The 15,407-nt window shown below is 30.3% G+C and carries 14 protein-coding genes and 1 pseudogene; 11 read left to right on the top strand and 4 right to left on the bottom strand.

Annotated elements, in window-relative coordinates; translation table 11 throughout:
- The first annotated feature begins 308 nt into the window (after positions 1-308).
- The gene (locus G9F70_RS15655; protein ID WP_164943856.1) at positions 309-1,886 is read left to right on the top strand and encodes a diguanylate cyclase; all 1,578 of its coding nucleotides are present in this window, start codon (positions 309-311) and stop codon (positions 1,884-1,886) included.
- A 282-nt stretch (positions 1,887-2,168) separates the two neighbouring features.
- A complete protein-coding gene (locus tag G9F70_RS15650; RefSeq protein WP_164943855.1) occupies positions 2,169-2,837 on the top strand; it encodes a YczE/YyaS/YitT family protein in 669 nt (222 codons plus the stop codon).
- Between the two features lie 100 nt (positions 2,838-2,937).
- On the opposite strand, the gene G9F70_RS27525 is transcribed toward G9F70_RS15650, so the two are convergent.
- Together G9F70_RS27525 and G9F70_RS27520 are read right to left on the bottom strand one after the other, a co-directional pair.
- Positions 2,938-3,444: a hypothetical protein gene (locus tag G9F70_RS27525; protein ID WP_411956021.1), complete on the bottom strand. Its 507-nt coding sequence runs from the start codon at positions 3,442-3,444 to the stop codon at positions 2,938-2,940.
- Positions 3,445-3,630: 186 nt separating this feature from the next.
- A pseudogene (locus tag G9F70_RS27520) lies at positions 3,631-3,936 on the bottom strand (accessory Sec system translocase SecA2); the annotation flags it as partial.
- 75 nt (positions 3,937-4,011) lie between these two features.
- On the opposite strand from G9F70_RS27520, the gene G9F70_RS15640 reads away from it, so the two are divergent.
- Positions 4,012-4,221, top strand: a complete 210-nt coding sequence (locus G9F70_RS15640; RefSeq protein WP_224617603.1) for a hypothetical protein — start codon at positions 4,012-4,014, stop codon at positions 4,219-4,221.
- Positions 4,222-4,557: 336 nt separating this feature from the next.
- Here the strand turns inward: G9F70_RS15640 and G9F70_RS15635 are convergent, their stop codons facing one another.
- Complete coding sequence (locus tag G9F70_RS15635) at positions 4,558-5,313, bottom strand: DUF438 domain-containing protein (protein ID WP_164943853.1); 756 nt, start codon at positions 5,311-5,313, stop codon at positions 4,558-4,560.
- A gap of 180 nt (positions 5,314-5,493) precedes the next feature.
- Here G9F70_RS15635 and hcp point away from each other — a divergent pair, with 180 nt between their 5' ends.
- The 7 genes from hcp (at position 5,494) to G9F70_RS15605 (ending at position 13,109) form a co-directional block, all read left to right on the top strand.
- Complete coding sequence (gene hcp / locus G9F70_RS15630) at positions 5,494-7,140, top strand: hydroxylamine reductase (RefSeq protein ID WP_164943852.1); 1,647 nt, start codon at positions 5,494-5,496, stop codon at positions 7,138-7,140.
- A 559-nt stretch (positions 7,141-7,699) separates the two neighbouring features.
- Positions 7,700-8,605, top strand: a complete 906-nt coding sequence (gene murQ / locus G9F70_RS15625; protein WP_164943851.1) for an N-acetylmuramic acid 6-phosphate etherase — start codon at positions 7,700-7,702, stop codon at positions 8,603-8,605.
- 17 nt (positions 8,606-8,622) lie between these two features.
- Complete coding sequence (locus G9F70_RS15620; protein WP_164943850.1) at positions 8,623-9,984, top strand: PTS transporter subunit EIIC; 1,362 nt, start codon at positions 8,623-8,625, stop codon at positions 9,982-9,984.
- 98 nt (positions 9,985-10,082) lie between these two features.
- A complete protein-coding gene (locus G9F70_RS15615) occupies positions 10,083-11,162 on the top strand; it encodes a DUF871 domain-containing protein (RefSeq protein WP_164943849.1) in 1,080 nt (359 codons plus the stop codon).
- A gap of 32 nt (positions 11,163-11,194) precedes the next feature.
- Positions 11,195-12,040, top strand: coding sequence for a MurR/RpiR family transcriptional regulator (locus G9F70_RS15610; RefSeq protein ID WP_164943848.1), 846 nt, complete (start codon positions 11,195-11,197; stop codon positions 12,038-12,040).
- Positions 12,003-12,134 (top strand): hypothetical protein, encoded by a 132-nt coding sequence (locus G9F70_RS27050; RefSeq protein ID WP_263484331.1) that lies wholly within the window; start codon positions 12,003-12,005, stop codon positions 12,132-12,134. The genes G9F70_RS15610 and G9F70_RS27050 overlap by 38 nt, the downstream gene beginning before the upstream one ends.
- Positions 12,135-12,488: 354 nt before the next feature.
- Positions 12,489-13,109: a LysE family translocator gene (locus tag G9F70_RS15605; protein ID WP_164943847.1), complete on the top strand. Its 621-nt coding sequence runs from the start codon at positions 12,489-12,491 to the stop codon at positions 13,107-13,109.
- A gap of 86 nt (positions 13,110-13,195) precedes the next feature.
- On the opposite strand, the gene G9F70_RS15600 is transcribed toward G9F70_RS15605, so the two are convergent.
- Entirely contained in the window at positions 13,196-14,098 is a 903-nt protein-coding gene (locus G9F70_RS15600) for a 3'-5' exoribonuclease YhaM family protein (RefSeq protein ID WP_164943846.1), read from the bottom strand.
- A 316-nt stretch (positions 14,099-14,414) separates the two neighbouring features.
- Here G9F70_RS15600 and G9F70_RS15595 point away from each other — a divergent pair, with 316 nt between their 5' ends.
- The gene (locus G9F70_RS15595; RefSeq protein WP_164943845.1) at positions 14,415-15,308 is read left to right on the top strand and encodes an MYG1 family protein; all 894 of its coding nucleotides are present in this window, start codon (positions 14,415-14,417) and stop codon (positions 15,306-15,308) included.
- The last annotated feature ends 99 nt before the right edge of the window (positions 15,309-15,407 follow it).

The raw sequence follows: 15,407 nt of genomic DNA, 5'->3' as shown, positions 1-15,407 counted from the left end.
TGAAGGATAATTAGCAACAAAAAATCTTCACTACGTTCCAATTTCTTGAATCACCTAGGGAGAAGTGGAAGAAACAGGTATTTGTAAAAATACGCATCTTATGCTTAATATCTCATGGTTTTTACATTTTTAGGCAGACTTTATTTGAATATACTACAATTTTTGTTTTATATTAGAGGATTTCCACATATTTATGTAGAATAATAACCACATGTAAATAATGTGTTACATTGTGGCGACTGACATTCAGAATCTTTAATCAAAAATTGCATGTTTACAAACTTATTTTAATAAAGGCAGGTGAAAATTTGAATTATATAGCCATTATTTTTTTCGCAATATTATTTTCTTCTACAATTATTGCAGTTGCATTAGCAATATACTCAGTAAAGAGTACTATTGTGCCTGGAGCGAAATATTTTACTCTTTTATGTTGTTTAGTTGCAATATTTTGTTTTGGGTATTGTATGGAATTACAAAGTAAATCAATAGAAATTTCCTTGTTTTGGAATAGATTTCGATATCTTGCAGGTCCTTTTTTATGCCTTTTTGCTGTTCTTATGGCATTTGAGTATACAGGTAATACTAAAATATTCCAGTCTAAAGCTAGACTAATTTGTTTAGTTTTAGTACCAACTTCAATTATAGTTATTAGATTTACTAATAATATTCATCATTTGTATTATACTTCTGTAGCTTTAGAATCAAATGGATTTTTTAATATTTTAGTAAAGAGTAAAGGTCCACTTTATTATTATTACATATTATTTTTAACTATATGCATGATTTGTTCCACTGTAATTTATCTGAAAACGGCCATTAATTCATCTATTGTTACCCATGTACCTATTTTACTAATGGTTTTGGCATCTCTATTCCCATGGCTTGCCTTTTATATGAATGTGACAAATACTGCTCCATATGGAATAGATTATAGTGTTATATTACTGTGCCCTTCTTCCATTCTTTATATGCTGGGGATTTTTAGGTTTAGAATTTTGAGAACTATACCTATAGCTAGAAATACAGTTTTTCATCATTCAAAGGATGGAATAATTATTCTTGATTACAATGAAAATATAATTGACTTTAATCAGGCAGCTATATCTATATTTGAAGGGTTAACTGATAAACATCTAAATCATAAATTTTACAACTTATTTCCTAAGTGGTTGGAAATAGGTGATTTATCTGAGAAAAATGAATCTTTTGAATTTTCTTTGACAAAATCAGGAGCTGAACGGTATTATTCCTTAGAAAATATACGACTAAAAACAAAGACCGATAGTACTTTAGGATGGCTTTTTACTGTAAGTGATATAACAAAGCTGATTAATAATCAAAAACAACTTGAAGTTCATGCTACAGTTGACGATTTAACAAGCCTATTCAATCGGAGATTTTTCTTTGAGTTGTTTTATCGAGAATTTGAAAATGTAAAGCAAAGGAATACACCTATTTGTTTGATTATGTTTGATATTGATTTCTTTAAAAAAGTTAATGATAATTATGGTCATCAAGCAGGTGATGAAGTACTAAAATATGTTGCAACTATGAGTAAGGATTCTTTAAGAGCTACAGATGTTGTTGCTAGATATGGTGGAGAAGAATTTATGATATTACTGCCCAAAACTAAAATTGATGATGCAATAGATATAGCAGAACGTATTCGTAGTCGGTTAGAGGTGGGTTATTGTGATTATAATAATAGTAAAATAAATGTGACTGCAAGTTTTGGTGTAACAGGATTCGAAAATTATTCAGCCGAATCATCTGTTGAAATACTTATAAAGGCAGTTGATCTGGCACTATATTCAGTAAAAACTAGTGGTAGAAACAAAGTTGCTTTTCAGTCAGTTGAAAGTCAATGTAACATAAATGTTTGATAATGGTGAACTAAGGAATGAATTAAAAATACCAGCAAAGTATATTATACACTTTGCTGGTATTTTGTATTAGAAAGGTAAAGTTTGACCTTCCATCTGCATATCTACAAGGGGGATGTAATAAATGGTAATTCTATATGAAAGGTTATTTATTCTAATATCTGCTTGTATAAAAATTTGTATCATTGTATAATTAAAATTGCTGTTTTTGCTAGTTTATAATAAAAATCTTGAAAATATTATAGAGAATAACTATAAAATATAAAGAAAAGGATGGAAAATATGACTAAAAAACTAAATCTAATTAAAAGACTAATTCTATTTTTTGTAGGAATGAGTATAATACAGATTGGAGTAGCTTTGTTTTTAAAAACTAATATTGGTTCTGATCCGTTTACTTTATTTACTCAAGGATTAGCATTTTTATTAAAGAAAACACCTGGAAATGCTAATATGATTATTTTATTTGTATTGTTTTGCATAATACTTTTAGTTGAAAGAACTCGTATAAAGATAGGAACAATTATATGCGTGATTGGAGTAGGACCCATTATTGACCTTGGAGTAAAGGCCGTTTCATTTTTTCCAATTGAATCTTTAAATATTGGTATAAAAATACTTTTAGTTGTATTCGGTTGTGTTCTAATTGCAATCGGTTTTTCTATACTTTCAGCAAGTAATCTAGGTGTTGCACCAAATGATATTATTTCATTTATAATAAAAGATAAAACTAATTTAGAATATCGTTGGATTCGTATGGCATTAGATGTTAGCTTTTTAATAATAGGCTTTACACTCGGCGGAATATTTGGTATAGGTACAATAACATCTGCATTATTGACAGGTCCATTCATACAATTTTGCCTTCCATATGGAGAAAAGTTCGTAAATGCTATTGTTAAAAATCAAGCTGAGGATGAAACTGAAGAAAATATATCCCTAGAAGCTTAAATTTAAAAGCTAACGGTGTCCCAAAAGCTGAATTTTTGGAACATCGTTAGCTTTTAGAGTATATCAACAAAAAATATTTGCTACCTTCCAATTTATTTTGCTAGAAAATTTTATTGTAAATCCAAGTTCCAAATCGAATTGGTAAGGCAATCAATATTCCTATGGACGCAATTGCGTTACGAATAAATAATGAAGAAAGTGGATCTATTAGGGAATTGTCATTAACAAGATAGGTCCAAGTTGATGAAGGTGGTTTTATCCGCTCCTTTAAGCTAATTAGACCCTGATTTGATAAATCTAATGCTTCAAAATCTTGTAATATTCTCTTTTGTATCTCTTGCTGTAGATTTTGAAATACGCTAGCTGTTTCCAGTTGAAATTCTTGCAATGGATTTTTACGCTGGAGAATACTTAACTTTACTCCATCTTGAAGATATGCTACATGAGCAAGATAATCAACCCAAACTTCATCAATATTATATAGTGCTACTTGTTTTTCAAGTTCATTTACAGTGCATTCACTAAAGAAGTTAATTAACTCTGTAAATAGCTGTGGATTTTCCAGTCTCAATATATTAAAAGGCAAAGTATCATATAGTATTTCCATTCTCCTTTGGTAAACTTCAAGTCGCTGATTTTCTATGAAAGTGGAATACTGCCATAATGCTCTACGTAAATCAGAATCTTGGCCTTGAATAATTCTCTGCACATGTTCTATTTTACTTGCTATTCTAGGATTAAGTAAAGGTTCTTCTTGCAGCTTTGGTCTAATTGCCGTGGGTATTATTTCATGGATACCATATCTTTTAATGAGGTCATCTTCAAGGCTTATAAAGAATTTTGACATGCCAACATCACCCTGACGGCCAGTTCTTCCTTTAAGCTGCTTATCAATGCGAATACTTTCTTGCTTATTAGTACCTATAACATATAATCCTCCAAGGGAAGCTATCTTATCTTTATTAGTTCCATCTAGGCCACCAAGTTTTATATCAGCACCTCTGCCAGCCATATTAGTTGAAACAGTAACGGCATAAAGAGTGGCTGCTTGTTCAATAATATGTGCTTCAAGTTCATCATTTTTTGCGTTTAAAATGTTATGTTTAACGCCTAGCTAAAAGCAAGATTTAACTTTAACCAAGAACATTTTAATGATTTTATAAATATTCTTGGCGTGGATTTATTAGTCCGTGGACACGAAGCTGTAGAAAATGGAGTTACTCAATTTTTTAATGGAAGGTTATACACTATTTTGTCTAGTGGTAAAATTTTAAATGAAAACAATGAAAATACTAATATACATACTGCTTATTGCGATGTATCACCTAAAATATTGAAATTACACAATAAAAGAGATTTACTAAGTGTACCTGTGAATATATAACGCTTGTTGGGATTATAGTTTGTGGTTGCTCAATGATTGTCCTCCATATGTCCTAAGTACCAATATTCGTAAAAGGTGTATTAAGGGATCAATTCCGACTTACCTTAAAAACTGACATATTATCAACACGGTTCTTAAAGATAGCAATGCAAGTTAATTATTACAAATAAATTTCTAGGGAGTGTTCATAAATTATTATCATATTTGTCATGCGACTGCCACATAAAAGTATTACTATTAAATAATAGGTTCCTCCTATAATTTAGATATTTGCAAATAACACCGGATTGATAACGGTGTTATTTTTTTGTATTATTAAAGAATAGATATATTGAATTATACTTCAGGTGTAAATCCACAATAGCCGATCTCATCGCACCTTCTTTTCATATCATTCCATACTTCTTTTCCTTGTATAGATTCTATTGCTGTAGGGTATAGAATATAGTTTTCTTTAAATATGTGATCTCTCATATTAAATATAATATATTTTGCTGTCTCATCCACTTTTGATTTGAATTCATTGAAGTTTAATTGACAGGCCCCTTCTGCTGTCATTTTCAAAAATTCTTTTTTTGCTTTTAAATCCTCATGTTCCATTCTCATAATTCTAGTTGGACCAGTAATCTCTCTGTTTTCCATCTCAGTAAACAGCACTTTTTCTTCTCTTTGGTGGTGATTTTCTGCATCTAATATATTAAATATAACAGTCTTTAATTTCTCAATTTCTTCTAAAGTGTTATCATAGATTTCAATCTTTTGAATTTCAGTATTAATTTCTTCAAGTTGTGTCAAAAATTCAAGAATTTTATCATGCTCAGCAATAAGGGTATACACAACATGACCTGGTTCAATTTTCGTTTTGATTTTATCAAGTTCGTCTTTTAAAACTTCCATATGTATATCACAAAGATGTCTTAAATCTTGAGGCTTCATTCCTTTTTCTATTAAATTTTGCTCTGCAATTGAAAGTTCAATAGGACTTATATTTGAAACAATGTCTAAAGCTTCTTTTCTTAGAGCTTCGGTTATACCCTCTTTATTTAATTTTTGCAAAACGTGAGTTAGTTTTTCTATCTTTTTATTATCCATTTTAAATTCTCCTCTACAACTCTATTTTTTAGATTTCTTATTCCCATGTCATAATTTTACTTAACTTTGATTAATAAAAATATGATTTAAATCAAAATATAAAAAAATTGTGACGTATACTTACGCCAAGAAAGTAAAGACTAATGTATAGGTTATTTTAAAAAATTAGGAGGATTACATATGCAAGGAAAAATGTTTTGTTTTCAATGTGAACAAACTTTCGGTGGGAAAGGTTGTACTAAAGTAGGAGTCTGTGGAAAAACACCAGAAATTGCAGCAATGCAGGATTTGCTCATTTATCAGCTAAAAGGGATAAGCTGTTATGCTACTAAACTTTTAGCCAAAGGTGAAAAAATCGATAAGTCATGGGTTTCATTTATTGAAAATTCACTCTTTATGACGTTAACTAATGTAAATTTTGATCCTGAATCTCATATGGATATGCTTAAAAGATCTCAAGTAATAAAAGAAGATGTCAGGAAAAAAGTAGCAGGGGAAGAAGTAACTGCTGAAGAAGCCTTATATAATTTAAGTGATACTAAAGAACAGATACTTGAAGATGCTAAAAAAGCAGGCGTTATGTTCGATGAAGATTTAGATGCAGATATTCGATCAGTTCGAGAAACTATAAAATATGGATTAAAAGGAATTGCGGCTTATGCACACCAAGCTAGATTTATTAGATATAATAGCGATGAAGTAGATGATTTTTATTTTATAGCTTTAGCCGTAATGACTGATGATAGTTTAAATCTTCAAGATCTTATCAAGTATTTAGTTAAAACTGGAGATATGAGTGTTAAGGTCATGGAGGTATTAGATAAAGCCAATAATGAAAAATATGATTCTCCAACACCTACAAAGGTTAATGTGAACATTAAAAAAGGTCCATTCATCGTAGTTTCTGGTCATGATTTAAGGGATCTTGAAATGTTACTCGAGCAAACAGAAGGAAAGGGAATAAATATTTATACTCATGGTGAAATGTTGCCTTGCCATGGGTATCCTAAGTTAAATAAATACCCTCATTTAGTAGGTAATTTTGGTGGGGCATGGCAAGATCAGCAAAAAGAATTTGATGGCATACCTGGCTGTATTTTAATGACAACAAACTGCTTAATGAAACCGAGAGATTCTTATAAAGATAGAATTTTCTCTACAAGTGTAGTTGGGTGGGATGGCATAAAACATATATCTAATGATGAGAATGGTCATAAGGACTTCTCTGAAATAATTAATAAAGCTCTAGAACTCGGTGGCTTTGAAAAAGATGAAGAAGTTAAAGAGATTTTAGTAGGATTTGGTCATAAAGCAACTTTGAGCCATGCTGAAGCAATAGTTACTGCAGTTAAAGAAGGAAAGATTAGACACTTCTTCTTAATTGGAGGATGTGACGGCGCAAGACCAGGAAGAAATTATTACACTGAATTTGCACAGCTGGTGCCTAAAGATTGTATTATTCTTACTTTGGCTTGTGGAAAATATCGTTTTAATAAGTTGGAGTTTGGTACCGTAGCAGGGCTTCCAAGATTATTAGATATAGGTCAATGTAACGATGCATATTCTGCTGTTAGAATAGCTTCAGCACTAGCTGATGCATTTAAATGTGGAATTAATGACTTACCATTGGCAATGATTATAAGTTGGTATGAGCAAAAAGCGGTTGCTGATTTATTGGCATTATTGTCACTTGGAGTAAAAGGAATTTATCTAGGACCAACGCTTCCAGCTTTCTTAAGTCCTAATGTATTACAATTTTTAGTTGATACTTTTGACATTAAACCAATAAGCACACCGGAAGATGATTTAAAACAAATATTAGGATAATGATTTTCGATTTTAAGGTTATGGCCCTAAAACTAGGGGTGTTACTAAATGTAATATGAATAAAGTTTCATCTTTTTTTAAAGTTACTGCTTAAATCTTTTCTATTAACCATATACATGCATAAGAACAATACCCTGTTGATGCAATTTCTGTAGAATAATAATAGTATAGATAAAAAATATAATAAGATTCAGACTTGTGTTGTCAACAAGAAAATCATATTGAAAGTCAAGGATTTTTAATCATAAAGTGATTAGATTTTCTTGACTTTCTTCATTTAGAAAGTGAGGGAATTTGTCCGAAGGTTTTTAAGATAGAGGATGATAAACATATCTATTGAATAGGATCTTATCATCAAGCTAATAAAAAAAAATGCATTTCATTAAATCTTCCATTTTGTTTATTCCTCTTATAAATTCAAGTTAATTAATATGCAATAAATGAAATGAAATAAAATTATTTTTTAAAATACTTGAAACATAATTTCAAATATGCTAATATAAGGTCATAAGATGAAAACGTACTCAAAAGAAAAATACTTAACAATAAAGGAGAAAATATGGATAGATTAAATTTGAAAAAACTAACAACAGAAGGTAGAAATGAAAATACCATGGACATAGATAGGATTTCAACATTAGAGATGGTAAAAAAAATTAATAATGAAGATAAAAAGGTAGCAGAAGCTGTGGAAAAGGAACTTCCTAAAATAGCAGAAGCCATAGATTGTATAGTTGAAAGAATGTATAAAGGAGGGCGATTAATTTATCTAGGTGCAGGTACTTCAGGAAGACTTGGGATTTTAGATGCCTCAGAATGTCCACCTACATTTGGAATTTCAGAAGAAATGGTACAAGGGATTATTGCAGGAGGTAAAGAAGCTATATTTAGAGCGAAGGAAGGCGCTGAGGATTCTATGGAGCTCGCAGTAAAAGATTTGAAAAATAAAGATATAACAGAAAATGATACAATAGTGGGAATTGCAGCATCAGGTAGAACGCCATATGTTATAGGGGGACTCGAGTATGCAAATGAAGTAGGCGCATTAACAATTTCAATTACTTGTAATGCTAATTCACAAGTTTCAAAGACCGCAAAAATATCAATAGCACCAGTAGTTGGAGCAGAAGTTGTAACAGGATCCACAAGACTCAAATCAGGAACAGCTCAAAAACTAGTATTAAATATGATATCAACAGGAGCTATGATAAAGCTAGGTAAAGTATATGGCAATCTCATGGTAGATGTAAAATCAACAAATGAAAAATTAATTGAGAGAGCTAAGTTAATAGTTTGCGCCGCAACAGGTATAGGTATTGAAGATGCAACTGAAGTATTAAATAAAACAGATTTTGATGTTAAGCTAGCAATATTCATAATATTATCAAATCTTAATAAAGATGAAGCAAGGATTATATTGGATCAAAATAATGGGTATATAGCAAAGGCACTAGAAAATATTTAAAGAGGGGGAAAAATATTATGATAAATAGAGATATTGCTAAAAATTTAGTGGAGCTCGTTGGAGGGAAAGATAATATAAAGTCTGTTGCAAATTGTATGACGCGTTGCAGACTTGAACTTAAAGATTTTTCAAAGGCAAAAACAGAAGAAATAAAAAAATCTGAAGGAGCTCTTGGGGTAGTTGAGGACGCGGGACAGCTACAAGTTATTTATGGACCAGGAAAGGTAAATAAGATAACTGAAGAAGTAAGTAAAATACTTGGAAAAAATATAGTTATAGGGGAAGATGCAGTAGCAGAAACTAAAACTAAATTAAAACAAAAAAATAATACTAAGTTTAAAAATATACTTAAAAAATTAGGAAATATATTCATTCCATTAATACCATTATTTGTAGCTTGTGGGTTGGTCCTGGCAGTAAATAATATAGCAGGAGTATACTTTGGAGATGCATATAAAACCACAACAGCAGCTCAAATAATAGGACTTATAGGTAATGGTGTATTCTCTATTCTATCAATTTTAGTTGGTGTAAATGCAGCTAAGGAATTCGGTTCACAAATGCCAATGATGGGTGGAGTATTAGGTGGAATTCTTTCGTCAGCAGCACTTGCAAAGATAACTCTTTTTGGAAAAGCATTAACCCCAGGACGTGGGGGGATTATTTCAGTAATACTCGTAGTACTTTTATCTTGCTATATTGAAAAGGCTTGTAGAAAATTTGTACCAGATGTATTAGATTTATTCGTTACACCACTTGTTACACTTACAATTTCAGTTTTAGTAGCATTATTTATACTTCAACCAATAGGTGGATTTATTTCAGATAGTATAGGACTCGTAGTAGGACAAACAATAGCATCAGATCATATAATAATATCAGTTATATCAGGAGCAATATCGGGAGGGTTATTTTTACCACTGGTTATGACTGGGATGCACCAAGCGTTAACTCCAATACATGCAGATTTAATAGCTAATGTTGGATTTACAGTATTACTTCCAATACTCGCAACAGCTGGAATGGCACAAGTAGGAGCTACTATAGCAGTACTCCGAAAAACAAAAAATGAAAGATTAAAGAAAGTAGCTAAAAATGGATTAGTACCAGGATTTTTAGGAATAGGAGAACCATTAATATATGGAGTAACATTACCACTTGGAAAGCCATTTGTTGGAGCTTGTCTTGGAGCAGCATTAGGTGGAGCGGTGATGGCGTTATTTAAGGTAGGAGCCGTTGCAATTGGCGTATCAGGATTACCACTCGCATTATTAATTGCAAATGGGAAAATGGGAGTGTTCTTAATAGGAGTATTAGTATCATATATAGGTGGATATTTCTTTACTAGCATATTAGGATTTGAAGATCCAGTGGATTAACAAGTTGAGAGAGTTTAAAAAAAGACCCGCAAGGGTCTTTTTAATAAGCAAAATTAATTAATGCAGCTCTACAAGAGATGATTAAAGGGGAGATTTTTATGAGTTATGGTATTTCAATTTATTTTGGGTTAGACAATACAAAGGAAGAAAATATAAAGTTATTAAAGGATGCTCATGAACTAGGCTTTACCAGAATATTTACCTCACTTCATATACCAGAGGCAAATTATAGCATATTAAAGACTGAAGCACGTGAATTTTTTAACTTAGCTAAAAAATATAATATGGATATAATAAGTGATATTTCTCCTAACACATTTAAGTTTTTAGACTTAAATGATATGGATTTGAAGGGATTATGTGATATAGGGGTTAAGACTATAAGAATAGATTTTGGGTATACAGAAGAAGAAATATCTAAAATGAGTAAGAATATTTATGGAATTAAAGTTCAACTAAATGCATCAACAATAACTAAAGAGTTTTTTGAAGGTCTAGATAGATATTCGCCTAACTATAAAAATATGGATGCACTGCATAATTTTTACCCTAGAGTGGGTACAGGTATTTCAGAAGAATGTATGAAAGAAAAAAATACTATTTTAAGCAAAAGAGGAATTAAAGCTTCTGCTTTTGTAGGATCAAATAATAGAAAAAGAGGTCCATTATATGATGGATTACCTAGCTTAGAAGCTCATAGAGGTATAGAGGTACGCGAAGCTGCAAATCATTTGTTTGCTCTGGGAAATAAATCTATATTTATAGGAGATTCACTTCCTGGTAAAAAAGAACTAGAGGATTTATCTAGATTAAATCCAGATGCAGTAGAGCTTTTTATAGAATTAAAAGAATTTGATAATGTAACCTTACGATTACTTACTGAAACTTACACCCAAAGAGAAGATGAGGCTAGAGATGCCATAAGAGCTAGTGAAAGTAGGTTACTTCTTAATGGTGAGAAAATAAAGGCATTAAATACAGTTGATAAAAATTATGGAGACATTATAATAGATAATGAGAAATATATGAGATACATGGGAGAATTACAAATATTAAAAGGGAGTCAAAAGAGTGATTATAGGACAAATGTTGTAGCTTCAGTCTTACAAAAGCATATTTATCTATTGAAATATATAACTGGTGGTAAAAAATTTTACTTTAAGATAGTCAATAACTAGAGCTAAAATTAAATGTAATAGGATGTGGAATTATGAATGTATTACAATATATAAAGCAAAATTATGATAGTTTTACAGATAGTGAAAAATTAATAGCAGATTACTTATTAGAAACTAAGGAAAGTATTATATCAATGTCAGCTAAGGATATAGCTGATGCTACTAAAACATCAGCTCCAACAGTTGTTAGGTTTGCTAAAAAAATAGGTTTTAATAGCTTAAATGAAATGAAGCTTACCTTGTCTATAAGTTTAGATAAAATGGATCAAGCTATAGAGTTTCAATATTTAGATAAAGATTTAGGAACAAAAAATATAATTCACGCAATAAAAAATTCAATAGATTCTATTATGGAACAGACTGTTAGCATATTAAAGGAAGAAGAACTAGATAATGCAATAGAGTTACTTATAAATGCTAAAAATATATATATTTTTAGTGTAGGAGTATCAGCTTTAGTAGGTCAAGATTTTTATTATAAATTAAGCAGAATAAATAAGAGATGTATATCACATACAGATACCCATTTGCAAATAACCTCATCTATTTTAATGGAAACAGGTGATGTAGCAATAGCAATATCCTATTCAGGTGAAACAAGGGAAGTTATTAAATGTGTAGAAAACGCAAGAAAAAAGAAAATTCCAGTAATAGCAATAACAAAGGCTAGTGTAAATAATAAGCTAGCTGATATCTCAGATGTGGTATTACGCGTGCCAGCAGTAGAAAAATCTTTAAGGGAAGGTGCAATTAGCTCGAGAATATCGCAGTTGGCAATAATAGACATGTTATTTATAGGAATGGCTAGAAACAATATAAAAGAAGTAGAAGGAAAATTAATTGAAACAAGAAAAGCAGTTAAAGAACTTTATAAATAGGATTATTGCCTATCTTAAAAAAGAATTCAATGAAGAGGGATATAGTCATAATGAATATCTATCTTCTGATACAGAATTTGTATTTACTAGATAAAAAGTAAACTCAATCCCTCCTCATTGGCAAATACCTTATAACGAAACCCCATGAAATAATAACCATTTGAAATAACCTTCTTTATCTAGGACTTGTGCATTAATGTCCTCTATTTTTATATTGATTTAGTAAGAATAGTAAAAATGTGGATGTACTCCATTAAACTAACAGACTTATTAATATTTGTACTTTAGACTTTTTATGTTATGATATATATTGCAGTAATTATTCCTATGAATAAAATCCCCGATTGAAAAAGACTTTATACAATAGTAAATGATATTACTACTCAATATATCCATGAATGATTACGACCAATTTGTTTTGCTAGTAGAGGGGTGAACTAATAAAGATATGTTCTTATTTAAAGGAATTATTATAGGTATGTTTGTTTCTTTTCCTATTGGGCCACTTGGTTTATTGTCTATACAAAGAACCATAAATAAGGGGTGGAGAATAGGCTTTATTTCTGCTGTTGGTGCAGCTGTATCAGATTTGATTTATTCTTCCTTAGCGATTTTAGGGGTAAGCTTTATAGATAATTTTGTAAGCAAATACAGATGTGCTATTAGTGGGCTAACTGGAATTTTATTTGTAATAGTTGGAGTTAATATCCTCAGTAGTGCAGTAAGAAAAATAAAAATTAAAGAAGATACTGAGGGAGAGAGGATACATCCATTTTTTATTCATTTTTTCATGGGGTTATCCAATCCTATGACATTTTTAATTTTCTATGCTATATTTACTAAAATAGGTGTATATGTTGAAGGCGGTACATTACTGCAGCACATAATATTTGTTATATTGATTTTTGTGGGATCTTCTATTCAATGGTTAATCACCGCCAATTTAATAGAGCAATCTAAGAAAAAATATAAATTTGAGTGCTTTATTTTTATAGATAAAATAATTGGTATTGTTATTATTTTATTTGGTATTTTTAGCATTATAAAAGGAATAGTAACCTACTGTTAAAACTTTTCTTAAACTTGCAAAATAAATGAAAAAGACATGCAAATTATAATTTTTACATGTCTTTTTTAGGTCTTTCTGGTAGTCCACTATAAATATAATTTAGTCTCAATTCTTCTATCATATTCTGACCAATTGCCGGATTCTGTTTTATCCTTTACTTGAGAAATCTTATTCATAGTAGCATCTATGGAGTCAGCATAATTAACTATAAATGATTCTTCCATTTTCATTGCTCTTGGAGAACCAAATTCAAGCTTTCCATGATGCTGAACAATGCAACCTTTTATCCTAGTGATGAAATCTTCTGAATATAATGTTGGATTTTCTCTAATAGCTTTATCTATTAACGCTACTCCAATAACAATATGACCTTCCATTTCTCCTCTAAGGGTATATTTAAAAGGACCATCATAATATAATTCATAAATCTTCCCAATATCATGAAGTTTTGCTGCAAGTAACGCTATTTCTGTTCTCCTACATTCATATCTCTCACAAAGCATAGCACTTAAATACATAACATTTAGGGTATGTTCCGCAAGACCACCTATATAATTATGATGCATTGAAACTCCACCTATGCCCCTTTTAAACTTATCTAAAACTATTTCATTCTTAAAGAAATAGTCATTTAATGCCTTACCTTCACTTGAAATAATATATTTGTTTGTATATACTTCTATTTCCTTCATTATTTCCTCAATAGGTCTCTTTACCGTTGGAAGATAATCTGAGAGATTATAATCTGAAATAAGTTCATATTTCTTAACATCTAGATTCCTATCTTTAACCCCTTGAATCGCTAGTACGCTTCCTTCTTTAATATCTCCATTTTTACTTGGTATATTAGCTTTTATTTCTCCGCTTTTATCAACTAATATGCATACAACTTTAGAAGAATCTTTGACTAGTATTTTCATTACCATTAATGATATTTTTATATTACTTTCATTTTTTATATCGCATAAAAAATTCTCTTTTTTATTCATATCTTTCCTCCAGAACAAATTTATTTTTCAAATATAGCATGTGTAAAAAAACTATTTATATTTATTACTATACCATATTTATTTCTATCAGATACATATATGCTTCTGATTTTTGTAATGCAGTCCTGCAGAGCGTGGGAATTTATTTCTAAAGAACCAACAACAGATAATGGAAACTTTATGGCACTTGCCACTGACCCGTTGGTAGATTTAAATTATATAGCGTGATATTCAGGAAAATACACCAATGTTGTGATATAATAATAAATTAATGATATTGAATATATTTAGAATATAAATATGAAAGAGGTAAATGATGATTAATGAAAAGAATATAAAAACTTTAGGAACACATAGCGGTAAATTTCATGCAGACGATGTTATGGCTACTGCCATACTTAGTCTACTACTAGGGGATATTAAGGTAACAAGAACAAGGAATGAAGATATACTTAGGAAACTAGACTTTGTTTATGATATATCCCTAGGAGAATTCGATCATCACCAATTAAATAAAGAAATAAGAGAAAATAATATTCCTTATGCTGCTTGTGGGTTAGTTTGGAGAGAGTTTGGGCCTCGAGTAATACAAAAGTTTAATCCAGAGTTTGATGAAAATGATATAATATCAATTTTCGATTATGTTGATAAAAATTTAATGCAAGGTATTGATGCTACAGATAATGGCATAGATATAAAATCAGAGATTAAAGTAACTTCCATAAGTGATATTATCCAAAGTTTTAATCCTACATGGGATTCTATCGCATCCAAAGATGAGGCATTTGAAGAAGCTACTTTATATGCTACTGAGGTTATAAAAAGAATAATAAGCAGGCAAGTTTCTGTTATAAAAGCAAGGATTATAGTAAATGAGGCCTTTCAAAATAGAGATATTAATGAGATAATGGTTTTAAAAAAGGGTTGCCCTTGGCTACAACAGTTACTTAAAATAGATATAAATAATGAGGTATTGTTCGTTATTTCTCCAGGTGATAATGATGCAGAGTATAAGATTCAGACAGTAAAGAAATCTGCTGATACTTTTGAAGCAAGAAGAGATATATTAGAATCTATTAGAGGAAAATCAAGTGATGAAATAAATTCTATAATTAAAATAGATGATGCTATATTTTGTCACAAAGCAGGGTTTATAGCATCAGCTAAAAGCATGGATAGTGTTTTGAAAATAGCAAAATTATCAATTTAAAACTTATATAAAGAATAGAAAAAAGTTAATGTGACTCTAAAATGCATCCTATAAGGTAGACAATTTAAAAAAGTCTACTCTATAGGATATATTTATGTA

Origin of the sequence: Clostridium sp. FP1, assembly GCF_011065975.2 — a bacterium.
GTDB lineage: Bacteria > Bacillota > Clostridia > Clostridiales > Clostridiaceae > Clostridium_AD > Clostridium_AD tagluense.
The sequence above is the reverse complement of the archived record's forward strand: the minus strand, read 5'-3'. Positions and strand labels throughout refer to the sequence as shown.

Coding starts and splice junctions, on each gene's coding strand:
- G9F70_RS15650 (WP_164943855.1), top strand. CDS start 2,169: ATGACTAAAAAACTAAATCTAATTAAAAGACTAATTCTATTTTTTGTA.
- G9F70_RS27525 (WP_411956021.1), bottom strand. CDS start 3,444: ATGGAAATACTATATGATACTTTGCCTTTTAATATATTGAGACTGGAA.
- G9F70_RS15635 (WP_164943853.1), bottom strand. CDS start 5,313: ATGGATAATAAAAAGATAGAAAAACTAACTCACGTTTTGCAAAAATTA.
- hcp (WP_164943852.1), top strand. CDS start 5,494: ATGCAAGGAAAAATGTTTTGTTTTCAATGTGAACAAACTTTCGGTGGG.
- murQ (WP_164943851.1), top strand. CDS start 7,700: ATGGATAGATTAAATTTGAAAAAACTAACAACAGAAGGTAGAAATGAA.
- G9F70_RS15620 (WP_164943850.1), top strand. CDS start 8,623: ATGATAAATAGAGATATTGCTAAAAATTTAGTGGAGCTCGTTGGAGGG.
- G9F70_RS15615 (WP_164943849.1), top strand. CDS start 10,083: ATGAGTTATGGTATTTCAATTTATTTTGGGTTAGACAATACAAAGGAA.
- G9F70_RS15610 (WP_164943848.1), top strand. CDS start 11,195: ATGAATGTATTACAATATATAAAGCAAAATTATGATAGTTTTACAGAT.
- G9F70_RS15605 (WP_164943847.1), top strand. CDS start 12,489: ATGTTCTTATTTAAAGGAATTATTATAGGTATGTTTGTTTCTTTTCCT.
- G9F70_RS15600 (WP_164943846.1), bottom strand. CDS start 14,098: ATGAATAAAAAAGAGAATTTTTTATGCGATATAAAAAATGAAAGTAAT.
- G9F70_RS15595 (WP_164943845.1), top strand. CDS start 14,415: ATGATTAATGAAAAGAATATAAAAACTTTAGGAACACATAGCGGTAAA.